Annotated in this window: 16 protein-coding genes and 1 tRNA gene; 5 read left to right on the top strand and 12 right to left on the bottom strand. The window is 44.4% G+C overall.

Annotation, left to right across the window (positions count from 1 at the left end):
• From hflD to rluE, 5 genes are all read right to left on the bottom strand, one after another.
• On the bottom strand, positions 1–642 hold the full coding sequence (hflD, locus tag ACLJRS_RS02175; RefSeq protein WP_001519653.1) for a high frequency lysogenization protein HflD: 642 nt from the start codon (positions 640–642) through the stop codon (positions 1–3).
• Positions 643–728: 86 nt separating this feature from the next.
• Positions 729–1,835 (bottom strand): tRNA 2-thiouridine(34) synthase MnmA, encoded by a 1,107-nt coding sequence (gene mnmA / locus ACLJRS_RS02180; RefSeq protein WP_000004540.1) that lies wholly within the window; start codon positions 1,833–1,835, stop codon positions 729–731.
• Between the two features lie 53 nt (positions 1,836–1,888).
• Positions 1,889–2,350, bottom strand: coding sequence for an NUDIX hydrolase (locus tag ACLJRS_RS02185; protein WP_000476070.1), 462 nt, complete (start codon positions 2,348–2,350; stop codon positions 1,889–1,891).
• A gap of 11 nt (positions 2,351–2,361) precedes the next feature.
• Positions 2,362–2,691 (bottom strand): lysozyme inhibitor LprI family protein, encoded by a 330-nt coding sequence (locus ACLJRS_RS02190; protein WP_000825956.1) that lies wholly within the window; start codon positions 2,689–2,691, stop codon positions 2,362–2,364.
• Positions 2,688–3,353 (bottom strand): 23S rRNA pseudouridine(2457) synthase RluE, encoded by a 666-nt coding sequence (gene rluE / locus ACLJRS_RS02195; protein WP_001249412.1) that lies wholly within the window; start codon positions 3,351–3,353, stop codon positions 2,688–2,690. Before rluE ends, ACLJRS_RS02190 begins: the two co-directional genes overlap by 4 nt.
• A 171-nt stretch (positions 3,354–3,524) precedes the next feature.
• Between rluE and icd the strand changes: the two genes are divergently transcribed.
• Complete coding sequence (gene icd / locus ACLJRS_RS02200; protein WP_000444508.1) at positions 3,525–4,775, top strand: NADP-dependent isocitrate dehydrogenase; 1,251 nt, start codon at positions 3,525–3,527, stop codon at positions 4,773–4,775.
• 447 nt (positions 4,776–5,222) lie between these two features.
• Positions 5,223–6,347, top strand: a complete 1,125-nt coding sequence (gene sopF / locus ACLJRS_RS02205) for a type III secretion system effector SopF (protein ID WP_410957744.1) — start codon at positions 5,223–5,225, stop codon at positions 6,345–6,347.
• 456 nt (positions 6,348–6,803) lie between these two features.
• On the opposite strand, the gene ACLJRS_RS02210 is transcribed toward sopF, so the two are convergent.
• The 6 genes from ACLJRS_RS02210 to pagD all read right to left on the bottom strand — a co-directional run bounded on the left by ACLJRS_RS02210 (position 6,804) and on the right by pagD (position 10,583).
• Positions 6,804–7,010 (bottom strand): hypothetical protein, encoded by a 207-nt coding sequence (locus ACLJRS_RS02210; protein ID WP_000787625.1) that lies wholly within the window; start codon positions 7,008–7,010, stop codon positions 6,804–6,806.
• A gap of 321 nt (positions 7,011–7,331) precedes the next feature.
• Positions 7,332–8,120 (bottom strand): putative envelope lipoprotein EnvF, encoded by a 789-nt coding sequence (gene envF, locus ACLJRS_RS02215; RefSeq protein ID WP_001033398.1) that lies wholly within the window; start codon positions 8,118–8,120, stop codon positions 7,332–7,334.
• Positions 8,121–8,609: 489 nt separating this feature from the next.
• A complete protein-coding gene (msgA, locus tag ACLJRS_RS02220) occupies positions 8,610–8,849 on the bottom strand; it encodes a virulence protein MsgA (RefSeq protein ID WP_000289208.1) in 240 nt (79 codons plus the stop codon).
• Positions 8,850–9,039: 190 nt separating this feature from the next.
• Positions 9,040–9,561 (bottom strand): RICIN domain-containing protein, encoded by a 522-nt coding sequence (locus ACLJRS_RS02225; protein WP_001537478.1) that lies wholly within the window; start codon positions 9,559–9,561, stop codon positions 9,040–9,042.
• A 414-nt stretch (positions 9,562–9,975) separates the two neighbouring features.
• Positions 9,976–10,188 (bottom strand): cold shock-like protein CspF, encoded by a 213-nt coding sequence (cspF, locus tag ACLJRS_RS02230; RefSeq protein ID WP_001537306.1) that lies wholly within the window; start codon positions 10,186–10,188, stop codon positions 9,976–9,978.
• Between the two features lie 131 nt (positions 10,189–10,319).
• A complete protein-coding gene (pagD, locus tag ACLJRS_RS02235) occupies positions 10,320–10,583 on the bottom strand; it encodes a virulence protein PagD (RefSeq protein ID WP_001535993.1) in 264 nt (87 codons plus the stop codon).
• A gap of 808 nt (positions 10,584–11,391) precedes the next feature.
• Between pagD and pagC the strand changes: the two genes are divergently transcribed.
• Complete coding sequence (pagC, locus tag ACLJRS_RS02240; protein ID WP_000789471.1) at positions 11,392–11,949, top strand: virulence membrane protein PagC; 558 nt, start codon at positions 11,392–11,394, stop codon at positions 11,947–11,949.
• Between the two features lie 390 nt (positions 11,950–12,339).
• Positions 12,340–12,416: transfer RNA gene (locus tag ACLJRS_RS02245), tRNA-Arg, on the top strand.
• Between the two features lie 754 nt (positions 12,417–13,170).
• Here ACLJRS_RS02245 and ACLJRS_RS02250 read toward each other — a convergent pair.
• The gene (locus ACLJRS_RS02250) at positions 13,171–13,515 is read right to left on the bottom strand and encodes a c-type lysozyme inhibitor (RefSeq protein WP_000977725.1); all 345 of its coding nucleotides are present in this window, start codon (positions 13,513–13,515) and stop codon (positions 13,171–13,173) included.
• A gap of 702 nt (positions 13,516–14,217) precedes the next feature.
• Here ACLJRS_RS02250 and ACLJRS_RS02255 point away from each other — a divergent pair.
• Positions 14,218–14,490: a hypothetical protein gene (locus ACLJRS_RS02255; RefSeq protein WP_000927827.1), complete on the top strand. Its 273-nt coding sequence runs from the start codon at positions 14,218–14,220 to the stop codon at positions 14,488–14,490.
• Positions 14,491–14,620 lie beyond the last annotated feature (130 nt).

The raw sequence follows: 14,620 nt of genomic DNA on the forward strand, positions 1-14,620 counted from the left end.
TCATAACTCCGGGGTTAAATGAGCAAGAATTTGTTTTGCCTGAGTCGTCAGGCGATGACGAGAAAACATAAGTTGTAGGCGACCACCGCCTACCTGATGCCAGAGCACGGCTGCACGGATGCCTGCCAGTAGCGAGGCGCGGACTTTGGCCTGCACCTGCGGACTTTGCAGAACGGCCGGGGAGCCCGTCACCTGAATGCGCGGGCCCAATGGGCTAATCACATCCACGTAGATGCCCGCCATGGCGCTCATTAACGTGTCTGACTGTAAATCAAAATGATCAAGCTGGCGCTGCAGGCCGTTAATGCGATCGCCTAACGTATTCAATGCGCCTTTGGCGGATGACAGCTTGCGCTCCAGCACCATCAGGCTAAGCGTATAACGCGTCAGTTCGGCGTTAAGTCCTTGTCGGCTGCTGGCATTCAGCACGCCGAGCAGTGTTTCCAGACCAAGACGCAGGTTAGCTTCGCTGCCGCCGAACACGCCCAGAGTAGAACTGGGATTCATATCAATGACACTGTTGAGTGAAACGTGCAACGCGTCGGCATCACAGTGTCCCTGGTGCGCCAGTTGTTGCACCAGGCGTGCCGACTGGCAAATGCCAGACAGCGCGAGGGTGATGTCATAATAATTCTTTGCCACAATCACTGCTTCCTTGTATCAAATAAAATACACTTCATCTTTTAAGCCGCTTTGAGGCGACTTGAATGGTGTTGTGTATTGAATAATCAGACCGTCAGCGGCAGTCGCTGCTCGATAATGCCGCCGCCCAGGCAGACTTCGCCGCTGTAAAAGACAGCGGACTGGCCCGGCGTAACGGCGGCAACCGGCTCGTCAAAAATGACCTCGATACGATCGTCATCCAGCGCGTTAATCGTGCACGGAATATCGGTCTGGCGGTAGCGGGTTTTTACCGTACAGCGCAGAGTGCCGGTGAACGGTTCGCGATCGACCCAATGTAGCTGCTGGGCGATGAGGCCTACCGACATCAGGCGTGGGTGCTCATGCCCTTGGGCGACAATTAACACATTGTTTTCAACGTCTTTATCCACCACATACCAGGGGTCTTCGCTACCGTCTTTGGTGCCGCCGATTCCCAGCCCTTTACGCTGACCGAGCGTATGATACATCAGACCCTGATGCTCGCCGATTTCATCGCCGTCAACGGTAATGATTTTCCCCGGCTGCGCAGGCAGATAGCGCCCTAAAAAGTCGCGGAATTTGCGCTCGCCGATAAAGCAGATACCGGTAGAATCTTTTTTCTTTGCGGTTACCAGCCCCAGATCTTCGGCGATTTTACGCACCTGCGGTTTTTCCAGCTCGCCAACCGGGAACAGACTTTGCGCAATCTGCTCATGGCCAAGTGTATAGAGGAAGTAGCTCTGATCTTTGTTACCGTCGAGCCCGCGCAACAACCGGCTTTTGCCGTTTACATCCGCGCGGCGAACGTAGTGACCGGTGGCGATATAGTCGGCGCCTAAATCTTCTGCGGCAAATTCAAGGAAGGCTTTAAATTTGATCTCTTTATTGCACAGAATATCCGGGTTCGGCGTACGGCCCGCTTTGTACTCTTCAAGGAACAGTTCAAAGACGTTATCCCAATATTCTGCGGCAAAATTAACGGTATGCAGTTCAATGCCAAGCTTGTCGCACACGGCCTGCGCGTCAGCCAGATCGGCTGCTGCGGTACAGTATTCCTCACCATCGTCCTCTTCCCAGTTCTTCATGAACAGGCCTTCTACCTGATAACCCTGTTGTTGCAACAGCCAGGCGGAAACGGAGGAATCGACACCGCCGGACATGCCGACGATCACTTTTTTTGGGCTTTCTGACATTGGAATACTCGCGACATTGAACTTCAAGGCGGCGTATTCTACCACGCAGCCCTTTACTTGACACCCTCTGTAAACGGCCAGTTAAATTCGCCCACTATAGATAAGGGGTAACGTTGTCCCGTTTGATAACTGCGAATGCTTTCAGCCACCAGCGGAGAACGTAAATTCGGCGCGTTCAGAATCTCGTCGGCGCTCACCCAACGGCAGCAATCGATGTCATTGTCATGGGGTTCGGTCGCGCAAATATGATCAAGCTTGATAGCGAATAAAAAGCGCAGGAACGGGGTTTTATCCGGAGCAATCCACTGATGCATACGGATAAAATACTGTGGTTGTGCCGTGATGCCAGTCTCTTCCCACAGTTCTCGCGCGGCGGCCTGCGCCAGCGTTTCATCTGCCTCCAGGTGTCCGGCAGGTTGATTCCATAACGATTTACCGTTGATGGTCTCTTCCACCACCAGAAATTTATCTTCGGCATGTACGATGCAGGCAACGGTCACGTGCGGCTTGAACATAGGCATCCTTATTAAAGCGGTTTATCAATGTGGTCATAGATCGCGTCAAGCTGTTTCAGACGCTCGTTATAAGCTTTTGTCAGGCAGGTGACGTCGGCCTTGCACTGCTGACGCTGTTTAAGCCAGCTCTGCTGGGCGTCCTGCAGGGCGCCGCGACTGCCCATCGCGAACAACCCTTTCAAAAACTGATATTTGGTGTGCATTTCCACGTCTTTATCATTCAGCGTCAGGTGCGCGCAGATAGCCTTTTCATCCGCAGCCTGCGCTTTCTGGCAGTCGAAGCTGGCCGCATTAACGGATAACGGTGTTAATAAAGCAAAAGCAATGAGAAGCCGTTTCATCTGTCTTTCTCCTGTGCTATCTCGCGCCACTGTCCATTATCGAGGCCGTTGAGCGTGTAGTCGCCCATGCTGTAACGAATTAATCGTAGAGTGGGATGACCGACATGCGCTGTCATGCGTCTTACCTGGCGGTTGCGGCCTTCATATAAGGTGACTTTTAGCCAACTGGTGGGAATATTCTTCCGTTCGCGAATCGGCGGGGTGCGCGGCCACAGCCAGTCAGGCTCCGCGACAATCTCAATACCGGCGGGCAGGGTAGGGCCATCGTTGAGCGTGACGCCAGTACGAAGCGCCTGCAGCGCTGCATTATCCGGGATGCCTTCTACCTGAACATAGTAAATCTTGCCGGTGCGCTTGCCCGGTTGCGTGAGGCGCGCCTGCAGCGCGCCGTCATTAGTCAGCACCAAAAGCCCTTCGCTGTCGCGGTCCAGGCGGCCTGCGGCATAAACGCCTTGCACAGGAATAAAATCTTTTAACGTGCGGCGACCTGCTTCATCCGTGAACTGCGGCAACACATCGTAAGGTTTATTGAACAAAACCACGCGTTTTGGCTGGTTTTCTTTCCGTGATTTAGATGCTTGTCGTGAGCTGAATCGCTTAACGTAGTGATTTCTAAAAGAAGTTTTTTGCATGGTGTTTTCAGAACTTATTAATTGCCGCATTATAGCGCAATAATGAGTGTCTTTCATGGCGGCAAACAATAGGGTAGTATTGACATGCTCATTACAAAACATTAACAAAAAATTGCTCTAACGCAGTCGTGCAGCAGGACGCCATTGCACATGCAGCGCGATGACAGACGAGCAAACCAGAAGCGCTCGAAGGAGAGGTGAATGGAAAGCAAAGTAGTTGTTCCGGTGGAAGGTAAGAAGATCACCCTGCAAAACGGCAAACTCAACGTTCCTGAGAATCCGATTATCCCGTTTATTGAAGGCGATGGTATCGGTGTTGATGTCACTCCAGCCATGCTTAAAGTGGTCGATGCCGCCGTCGAGAAAGCCTATAAAGGCGAGCGTAAAATTTCCTGGATGGAAATTTACACCGGAGAAAAATCCACACAGGTTTACGGCCAGGATGTCTGGCTCCCCGCTGAAACCCTTGATTTGATTCGTGATTACCGCGTAGCGATTAAAGGTCCGTTGACCACGCCGGTTGGCGGCGGTATTCGCTCTCTGAACGTTGCCCTGCGTCAGGAGCTTGACCTGTACGTTTGTCTGCGTCCCGTTCGTTACTATCAGGGCACGCCAAGTCCGGTGAAACATCCGGAGCTGACCGATATGGTCATCTTCCGTGAAAACTCTGAAGACATCTACGCCGGAATTGAATGGAAAGCTGACTCTGCAGACGCTGAGAAAGTGATCAAGTTCCTGCGCGAAGAGATGGGCGTGAAGAAAATTCGCTTCCCGGAGCACTGCGGTATCGGTATCAAACCGTGTTCTGAAGAAGGCACTAAACGTCTGGTTCGCGCGGCGATTGAATACGCTATTACCAACGATCGCGATTCCGTCACGCTGGTACATAAAGGCAATATCATGAAGTTCACCGAAGGCGCGTTTAAAGACTGGGGCTACCAGTTGGCGCGCGACGAGTTCGGCGGTGAGCTTATTGACGGCGGTCCGTGGCTGAAAATTAAGAACCCGAACACGGGTAAAGAGATCGTGGTTAAAGACGTTATCGCCGATGCGTTCCTGCAACAAATCCTGTTGCGTCCGGCGGAATACGACGTTATCGCCTGTATGAACCTGAACGGTGACTATATTTCCGATGCCCTGGCGGCTCAGGTTGGCGGTATCGGTATTGCACCGGGTGCGAATATCGGCGACGAATGCGCGTTGTTTGAAGCGACTCACGGGACTGCGCCGAAATATGCGGGCCAGGATAAAGTCAACCCAGGCTCCATTATTCTGTCTGCGGAGATGATGCTGCGCCACATGCAGTGGTTCGAAGCCGCAGACCTGATTGTTAAAGGTATGGAAGGCGCGATTGCCGCGAAGACCGTGACCTATGACTTTGAACGCCTGATGGAAGGCGCTAAGCTGCTGAAATGTAGTGAGTTTGGTGACGCGATTATCGCGAATATGTAATAACGATAATTGTTAAAAACAAAAACGGGGACTTAACGTCCCCGTTTTTATTATTAGTATTCGAACGGTTATCAAAACTTTATCAAAACTCCCTCAATTCAGACCGCAATAGTAGTTCATCCTTTACCCCGATCGTCATGATAACCTGAGACCCCCCTGAAAGCTGATAGTTACCGATTTTGATTGTAGTGGTTTTCTTAATAATGTGTGATTTGGCTATTTTTTGAAAGTGCCTTACCAGATTTATTGTTATTATCAGGATAATTTTTTAATAAAAAGTGATGGTTTATTGACTACAATAGTGGGTAGGTTAAGTATTTTATAAAATTATTAGCATGCTTTATTTGCTCTTCTACAAGGCTGCTAAGAAGTGTTGAAATTTCAGCCTGATAAAGAATACGTCAGCGAAAGTGAATGCTATATTAGTCATAAAAATTCAGGAGACATATGCTCAAACCTATCTGCCATAGTGGAAGTATAAAGGTTCCGGAATATCTGGAAACAGATAAGGAAAAAAATGCCGGACGTACTCCACTGTCTTCAGACATTCAGCAAGTTAGAAATGTTGTTGAAGATGTTCCGCCATTTCCAGAAAGCAGAACGGCGAGAGGTTCTGTAAGCGCAGCGTACAGGCTTTCTTTTGACGAAGTGTTTTGCGGTCTCAGCAATGAAGAGCGTAAAAAGGTGTATGGTCGCCTTTTTGGAAAACAAGTACTTGCGCATATTCATTCCAGGTGTCAGCGCGACGCTGACATAATAAGAGAAAAAGCGCTCAGGCGGATAAGCCGTGAGTGTGGTGCCGAAATAGATTGCACTCTCTTGCTAAATAAGATGGTGGATATTTTACAAAATGCCCGGCTGACAATAAATTTTAATGCGGCAAAAATTGACTTTGTCTCTCTCTTAAAAAATAAAGAATATCTGAACTCTTATGCATTAGGTTGCAGACCAGGAGATTTACCTGCTTATAATGTCGGACGTGATTCAGTTGAAACTAAAGCATTTGAACTGGAGAGGCTTGCAGATTCACCTTATGCCCCATATGGTCAGACAGGCGGTTTTTCCGTAGCATATACTCCCAACAGTAGAACTTTTAGCCCTACAAGCAGACCAATTTATGCTGCACTGGACTTTCTGAACGGTGAAAATGGAGGTGCCAGCGCCTATGGAAAATCATTTTTTGAATTAAATGATAATGTAAAAACAAACTGTACATTCTCACCTTTTGATATCTACGGCCACAGATTTGGCCTGGATACGAGTAAATTATCTACATTTTGGTATATGGAGAACCTGATTGCATCCTGTCAAAATGATTTTTTTGGTTATAATTGCTTTAAGAGTTTGGTTAAAATGGCTAAGGACGAAAAATTTTTAGCTCATTCTAATTATGGTAAAGGCTATGAAGGGAATTATATAGAGGCTCATATTCATGGTGATGTATGTTTATTCAGAGATATAAAACACGTTTATTTGTCTTTGCAAGAAAACTCTTACTCGAAAAGTCAACTATATGATTATGCAAAACAAATAAACCAGGCGCTTAATAGAGACTGCATAATATTATATTGACAAGCTTATTATCAGTCTCTTTAAAAGAGCTTTAAATGATCATGAGCGCATACTTCTTGAGGTAGGCAGTAACTGCTTTTATATTTATTATCTCAGGACCGTTCTGGCAGATACCTGTGTGGCACTTTAGTGTGGTCTGGCAAAATAGAGGAATATGGACCAGCAGAAGCGCCTGCTGGCTGCTTTTCACTTAAAATGCTGGACTTCACCGGTGCTTCAGATGAAGCGACCTTCACAGTCATCAAGTGGCCTGTATTACCACAGGAGTGATTTACTGGCTATCGATATTCCTGCTCATATCAATGACAGTATTTCGCTCTTTCCCGTACATTGCTCTCCCGACCAGCTCACGGTCCAGTACATGACAGTCCTTTTCCACTTCGCTACGCCTAATTTTTTTTAGTTGCTCTGTTTTATTGCGCTGAATTTGTACCTCAAAACAATAATTTTAAATACTTATTTGAATATTTTTTTTATGATTTTTTCACGAAATGAGTAAAAAACAAAATGAAGAATGATATAAATAATTAATGCAATAAAAAATGATATCACACCAATTGATGGTCCTGTTTTGTATACGAATAACATGCATAAAAATATAGCAAATAGATCAAGGGAAATATCCGCGATGAAATCAGTAATTATTTTGAAAAAATTCTTCATATTACCTCTTTAAAATATCTATTTTATTCATCATTTTTAGGTCGGGCAGTGCTCGAAATTCTCACGTACAACGTATACGCTCCGGTTTCTGCGCGCTGCCCGGCTTCACACTGGCTCCAACAAGTACGCCCGCTGGAATAGATTCCTGGCGTCACATAACTTCACCTGGTTATCCACAAAAGACTCAATAAATAAACATCTTGAGTACGAAAAATTACAGTGTCAGAGAATGAAATAGCGATTCGCTGTCTTCAAGCAGTGCCTTAGTACCTGGCACGCGCTCTTTCGCGCTATAATTTTTATCAATGTTTGTATCGTCTGCTATTTTTTAAATGTCTGCTGTATTTCGTTCATCTTTTCAGCTGCTTTTTTACGCTGACTTTCAATGTCTTTTCTCGATTGTTCAACAAGTTGCTGTGCTTTTTCGGCTTCTTTTTTTGGGTCGAAAGGTTCTTTGATCTCATATCCGGCAATAGAACCATCCTTATTTAAGGTCATTACCGCACGTGCTGTATTTTTAGCAGTGATGGTAATGTCATAGACGAATTCGCCATTATGAGCTATCTCTGCTCGTACAACGATATCGCTATCTTCCGTAACGGAAATGATGCCACTGGCGTTAGCACGTTTAATTGTTTCCTGAATACGCTCTGGTATAATGCTGAAATTGATCGAGTCGAATTTGAATAAAGCCTCTTTTAGTGCTTCTTGTTTTTGCTCCTCTGTTATAGTGCCAAAGATGGTTAAGTTGACAGGCGAAGGTCCCCCCCAGTAGCCGTTGTTAAATTTAAACATCTCTACTTTAGCAGGGGTGTTAACGCTTTGTCGAATGAATGAATACCCGCCCTTGAAGAAACGGACTTCAATAATCGCAAGATTGGCTCCACCTTTTGCGTTGATATTGGCAATAGCTTTTTGCATTTCGGCTTTGTCGTAAAAGAACATTGATTGCTGGTGCTCTTTTTGCTGGATTTTTTGCATGTATTTCTCTTGATTTTTTTCAGCTTCCGCCATGGCATCTTTATCGTTATCACAGGCGCTAATTAGAGTTGCCGCGATGAAGGTAATCGGAAGTAAGAGATTTTTATATGTAACATGTATTTTATTCATGTGAAGTATTTCCCTTTTTTATATAAAATAGATAGGCTTGACTGGTCGAGACTATCCTGGAAACATAGTAATAATGCGTGTGCATATCTGCAGTAAGTTTTAGTTATGCTGGTTTTATTTCGGATTTTTACCTGTTACTTTTTGTTCGTAAATAGGTATTTTACGTATTGATGATAAGTTTAGAACCTATCCCAGTAGGCGTAATCGTTAAAGCCAGTTTGGCGAATAAAAGAGTCTAATGGGATAGGCTCTTAATAAACAACAAAACCAAACGTACTTTCAGATTTCAGGCTGGAATGCGCACAGCTGATTGTTGATAAGGGCTACTCATACCGACAGGCCAGTGAAGCGATGAATGTCGGTTCCACATACCGGTCTGAGGTATCAACAACAACATGTTCTGAGTGGTAGCGTTTGCGTTATATCGTCACAGACAGCGCCTCAGGGCGCTGTTTTCGATCGGACATGTCGCTTTCGCAGGAGGGGACGTTATTCGGCGACCAGCCACATATCAGCCTCTTCAAACATCTCTTCCAGCATACGGTGCAGCCGTACTTTCTCGGTTTTTGTACAGTCACTGTTTAATGCGTTCGCCTGCATTGGCTTAACTTTCACTTGCGCATCGGGAAAAAGTTGATGTACGCGTTTTGTGAGTTCATTGAGGATGATTTCGCGTGCGCTTGGCAAACCTTCAACATTTCGCTTGTCATAAACGAGTTCGACGTACATCGCCATTTCCTTTTTACTGGTTGGATGACCAGTATTTAAGCTGGGTATATAACTGGTGTCAAGGTTTAGCCGCCGTTTTGTCATCCTGACGTTGCGGACGTAAAGTAAATTGATCGCACGTGGAAGTAAAGGTCGCTAACCTGTTGTCGTGTCAAGAGGTTAGCGGCACTCTCTTCACAGCGGTGTCCTGCTACCTGATGGTAAATTCCAGGGCGCGACTAAAATCGCAATCGGCCAACACAACAGGGTCGCCTTTTCTGACAATAATGCTATTTGTGCCCAGGCATTTTCGGCTCTGTTTCCCCTTAATTTTGTTATCATCAGTGAGCCAGCGCTGGTTATCATTACCCGTGCATGAATAAAGAATGATTGGTGTGCCTTCTTTTGTACCTTGTCCTGCGGCATCCAGACATTTCTCACCCTGCGTGATTCTGTCTCGGTGAAATGAGAAAAGCTGAGATTGCACATGCTTACACTCCCGCAGCGTCAAACGATTCTGTTGATCTGGGCCTGTATCAAGGCACAGACCATCAGTTGTCCGAATTTGTTCCGCATCATTTATGTAATAACCACCGGAATTAATTTGGTTTTGTGTAATGACCGGGAACGACAAATTAATACTATAAGGTGCGGGTAAGCCGTTCGTCGTACATCCACATAAAATAGAGGAGAGGCAGAGAACCAGTGTGTTTTTTCCTGAAAGCAAAGTCATTCAATTATTACCCTAAAAATAAATAGCGTTACAACTATATTGGCAATTTATACCCACTGAATATGACGTAGCATTGAGCGGCAATAGAGATAATTCCGATAGAATCACATAAATACTTCGGTTAAATGCGCGCAGCCAGCCACTCCTGTGACGATGGGTATATAGCGTTAAATACTTTTGCAATATTACATGCTATCACAGTGAAAAACGGCTGTACATTTCTTCACGTTAAACAAAGTGAGAAGGGGGGGCACCCGATATATGATAAAAGAGGTCACAGGAGTCATTAGCAAAATAAATCTTTTAGATTTTCGCCACTGAAAACATTCTGCAGCCTTTCAGGCAAAGCCTCATAGCAGGCTGCGGAGGTAGACGTACTCGCTAAATTTTTCTGAAAAAATGCCGGGTGACGAATTATGAAAGATAAACGTTGGCGGCGGTAGGTCCGCGGAGGCCATTAATACGACAAAACTCAACGCGTATACCGGGGATAAGCGCTTCTGTTTCGTGTTGGCGACATGCTGAAATGTGGACCTGAACATCTTTGCGTCCATCGGAGGGGGTGATGAGACCTTTACCGCTCTTACAATCAAAGGTTTTGACAATTCCTGTCATTTTACGAGACAAACAAATTCCTTAATGGGGATAACGAGGCGCACTATACACGTCAGGAAAAATAATGCCAGCTATATTTGATGGCAATCAAGATTTCCGGATGGCTAAAAGTAGTCGTTCGGCACCATTGTAGATAAATAACATTATGTTCTGGAGAAAGTATTCCCTTTCCTGGCGTCATTGACTGGTGCGGACATCATGGGTTTTGTCGTCGGGCAGGACGGTGAACTAATCTGCCTGGCTTGCTTTTTATCAGTATTTGTAGGTGGTTGCGGGGTTTTACTACCAAAATCGTAGATAAAAATATCCCATGATGCCTGTTGTAAACCAGAACAATGGCCTGAACTGGCCAAAACATGGAATGAAAAAATAAGTAATGACCAAAGCATAAAAGCATGATGTTTCATAGCACCTCCTGTTATATATAATGACTTGTGAAGTTCATCTCCTGAATTATGGAACGTCATTGACATTTTTTATTCAACGAAGAGTTAACCACTCTTAATAATGGGTTTTATAGCGAAATAGACTTTTTTATCGCGTGTTCAATATTTGCGTTAGTTATTATTTTTTTGGAATGTAAATTCTCTCTAAACACAGGTGATATTTATGTTGGAATTGTGGTGTCGATTCTATTCTTATAATATAACAAGAAATGTTGTAACTGATAGATATATTAAAAGATTAAATCGGAGCGGGAATAAAGCGTGCTAAGCATCATCGTGAATATGATTACAGCGCCTGCGATGGCATATAACCGTATTGCGGCTGGAGCGTCACGTGAGGACTGTGAAGCACAATGCGATATGTTCTGATTATATGGCGAGTTTGCTTAATGACATGTTTTTAGCCGAACGGTGTCAAGTTTCTTAATGTGGTTGTGAGATTTTCTCTTTAAATATCAAAATGTTGCATGGGTGATTTGTTGTTCTATAGTGGCTAAACACTTTATGGTTTCTGTTAAATATATATGCGTGAGAAAAATTAGCATTCAAATCTATAAAAGTTAGATGACATTGTAGAACCGGTTACCTAAATGAGCGATAGAGTGCTTCGGTAGTAAAAATATCTTTCAGGAAGTAAACACATCAGGAGCGATAGCGGTGAATTATTCGTGGTTTTGTCGATTCGGCATAGTGGCGATAACTGAATGCCGGATCGGTACTGCAGGTGTTTAAACACACCGTAAATAATAAGTAGTATTAAGGAGTTGTTATGAAAAATATTATTTTATCCACTTTAGTTATTACTACAAGCGTTTTGGTTGTAAATGTTGCACAGGCCGATACTAACGCCTTTTCCGTGGGGTATGCACAAAGTAAAGTTCAGGATTTCAAAAATATCCGAGGGGTAAATGTGAAATACCGTTATGAGGATGACTCTCCGGTAAGTTTTATTTCCTCGCTAAGTTACTTATATGGAGACAGACAGGCTTCCGGGTCTGTTGAGCCTGAAGGTATTCATTACCATGACAAGTTTGAGGTGAAGTACGGTTCTTTAATGGTTGGGCCAGCCTATCGATTGTCTGACAATTTTTCGTTATACGCGCTGGCGGGTGTCGGCACGGTAAAGGCGACATTTAAAGAACATTCCACTCAGGATGGCGATTCTTTTTCTAACAAAATTTCCTCAAGGAAAACGGGATTTGCCTGGGGCGCGGGTGTACAGATGAATCCGCTGGAGAATATCGTCGTCGATGTTGGGTATGAAGGAAGCAACATCTCCTCTACAAAAATAAACGGCTTCAACGTCGGGGTTGGATACCGTTTCTGAAAAGCATAAGCTATGCGGAAGGTTCGCCTTCCGCACCGCCAGTCACAAAACAGGGCTTCTTTACCAGTAACACGTACCTGCCTGTCTTTTCTCTCTTCGTCATAGTGACGCTGTACATAACATCTCACCAGCATAAGCACAGATAAGGGGTTGTGGTAAGCAATCAAGGTTGCTCAGGTAGGTGATAAGCAGGAAGGAAAATCTGGTGTAAATAACGCCAGATCTCACAAGATTCACTCTGAAAAATTTTCCTGGAATTAATCACAATGTCATCAAGATTTTGTGACCGCCTTCGCATATTGTACCTGCCGTTGAACGACTACTGAAAAGTAGCAAGGTATGTATTTTATCCAGGAGAGCACCTTTTTTGCGCCTGGCAGAAGTCCCCAGCCGCCACTAGCTCAGCTGGATAGAGCATCAACCTCCTAAGTTGATGGTGCGAGGTTCGAGGCCTCGGTGGCGGTCCAATGTGGTTATCGTATAATGTTATTACCTCAGTGTCAGGCTGATGATGTGGGTTCGACTCCCACTGACCACTTCAGTTTTGAATAAGTATTGTCTTGCAATCCTGTTACAGAATAATTTCATTTATTACGTGACAAGATAGTCATTTATAAAAAATGCACAAAAATGTTATTGTCTTTTATTACTTGTGAGTTGTAGATTTTTCTTATGCGGTGAATCCCCCTTTGCGGCGGGGCGTCCAGTCAAATAGTTAATGTTCCTCGCGAACCATATTGACTGTGGTATGGTTCACCGGGAGGCACCCGGCACCGCAATTTTTTATAAAATAAAATTCACACCCTATGGTTCAGAGCGGTGTCTTTTTACATCAGGTGGGCAAGCATAATGCAGGTTAACTTGAAAGATACGATCAATAGCAGAAACCAGTGATTTCGTTTATGGCCTGGGGATTTAACCGCGCCAGAGCGTATGCAAGACCCTGGCGCGGTTGGCCGGTGATCGTTCAATAGTGCGAATATGAATGGTTACCAGCCGCTGCGAATTCTACCTGGGTCACTTAATAAAGCAAAACATTTAAACGCTCAACAACGACAATTCAGACAGTTCGAACTTTTCTTTAAAAATAGGATTAACCATGCTTAAAAGTGGTTACTAATTAGCCATTATACTACGGTAGTGATTCACATATTCTTTAACGTTACGTTACAGGAAGGTTGAAGTGGAAATGCCTGATGAGTCTTCAGGCATTTCTTAAGGTTAGTTAGCTAAGGAACAGTTACTGAGAACAGGTTTATCATCACCTTCCACCAGTTCAGCCGTTTTGCCTTTGGTATAAAGTTTATAAGTATAATTTTTGTCTATGGCTTCGTAATTTGCTCCGGAGGCCATTTTCATTAACCGCATCGGGATCATCTCGTTTACCTGACTGATAATCGCATAGGCGTTTCCAGCCTCGGTGTTGACGTAAATCACCTCCATAACCTGGTTATCATTACAGGTGTATATAGATTTAGAAATCTCCTGCGAAGCTGCTATAGAGGTGGTACTGGCGCTAAGCGCAGCGAGAAAGAGGGTAAATGGGATCAATTTACGTTTCATCATTAGTATCCTTTGTGCATAAAATTGTCGTTAATTCCCTGAAGAACGGGAGATAAAGCGGCATCAATACGATGAATGCTGTAGTATTCCTGTTTACTGACGAAAAGTGCGCCAGAAAAGCGTATTATAATTTATCCATCACTGGCATATGTGATGAGTAGACAAATCTTAAAATCATAAACTATAGGCTGCAAATCATTATGGTGCGATAGAAAATGATTGTCACCACTGCTCAATACTATGGCATAAAAACCGAAGAAAACGGTACTGTTCACTGTCTCGTTTCATACGGTATCTGTCAGTGAAACTATTTCTTCAAATGATGGTCTTTTTATTATCGATCAGATAATGGCATCAACAGGGGTTATTCAGGAGTATATGTGAAAAAGTGGCTTATAGGAGGGATATTGATCGCAAGTTTTCTGACCGGTTGTCTGATGTGGCACAACATTGATAAATGGTTTAATAAAGATATCGAATTTTTCTACGTCGGAGACGATAGCTAAAATTCCTGTGAGTTGGCAACGGGTGTCATATCTTCAGGTATGGCGCCCGGAGCCGCCGGGCGCAAATTGTAGGTGTATAAATGTCATTTCATTAAAATTTTAGCGACAACATGTACAGTCACTACCGCGTGCTAGAGGCCCTCTGAAGTCACAAGATGAATAAGCCAGTTTTTTGTTTCAGCGGTGACTGAAACATATTTTGCTCCTGGTGGGCTTACCGCCAGTTGCTGAAAAAGACAACGATGATGTAACTGTTGCAGAGACTGACGAATACGACGACCGTGAATTTTATTTTTGGCGACCATATTTCCTCCCAAAAGGCCGCCCGAAGGCGGCGCTGGGTTTGATAATGGAGAAGGGCGTTGGTCACTGCCATAACCAACCTGTATACATTAATGCAATTGATAATCATTATCAATTGTACTGGTGGAGAAAAATTGTAAAGATGAAGGGACAGCGGAAATGGCAATGAACGGGATGAGATTTTTCGTTAACCACTTAAATTCGTGACTAAAAAAAGGCTTTTATAGACTTGAAAATGTTTTTCCCGTCCCTATGTAGTCAGTGGACAAGCAATGCTTGCCTTGATGTTGAACTTTTGA

The organism is Salmonella sp. SAL00670 (assembly GCF_046552235.1).
GTDB lineage: Bacteria > Pseudomonadota > Gammaproteobacteria > Enterobacterales > Enterobacteriaceae > Salmonella > Salmonella enterica.

Excerpts from the sequence above, each read along its gene's own strand:
- mnmA (WP_000004540.1), bottom strand. The coding sequence starts at position 1,835 with ATGTCAGAAAGCCCAAAAAAAGTGATCGTCGGCATGTCCGGCGGTGTC.
- ACLJRS_RS02190 (WP_000825956.1), bottom strand. The coding sequence starts at position 2,691 with ATGAAACGGCTTCTCATTGCTTTTGCTTTATTAACACCGTTATCCGTT.
- pagC (WP_000789471.1), top strand. The coding sequence starts at position 11,392 with ATGAAAAATATTATTTTATCCACTTTAGTTATTACTACAAGCGTTTTG.
- ACLJRS_RS02185 (WP_000476070.1), bottom strand. The coding sequence starts at position 2,350 with ATGTTCAAGCCGCACGTGACCGTTGCCTGCATCGTACATGCCGAAGAT.
- msgA (WP_000289208.1), bottom strand. The coding sequence starts at position 8,849 with ATGTACGTCGAACTCGTTTATGACAAGCGAAATGTTGAAGGTTTGCCA.
- ACLJRS_RS02210 (WP_000787625.1), bottom strand. The coding sequence starts at position 7,010 with ATGAAGAATTTTTTCAAAATAATTACTGATTTCATCGCGGATATTTCC.
- icd (WP_000444508.1), top strand. The coding sequence starts at position 3,525 with ATGGAAAGCAAAGTAGTTGTTCCGGTGGAAGGTAAGAAGATCACCCTG.
- pagD (WP_001535993.1), bottom strand. The coding sequence starts at position 10,583 with ATGAAACATCATGCTTTTATGCTTTGGTCATTACTTATTTTTTCATTC.
- ACLJRS_RS02250 (WP_000977725.1), bottom strand. The coding sequence starts at position 13,515 with ATGATGAAACGTAAATTGATCCCATTTACCCTCTTTCTCGCTGCGCTT.
- envF (WP_001033398.1), bottom strand. The coding sequence starts at position 8,120 with ATGAATAAAATACATGTTACATATAAAAATCTCTTACTTCCGATTACC.
- rluE (WP_001249412.1), bottom strand. The coding sequence starts at position 3,353 with ATGCGGCAATTAATAAGTTCTGAAAACACCATGCAAAAAACTTCTTTT.
- ACLJRS_RS02225 (WP_001537478.1), bottom strand. The coding sequence starts at position 9,561 with ATGACTTTGCTTTCAGGAAAAAACACACTGGTTCTCTGCCTCTCCTCT.
- sopF (WP_410957744.1), top strand. The coding sequence starts at position 5,223 with ATGCTCAAACCTATCTGCCATAGTGGAAGTATAAAGGTTCCGGAATAT.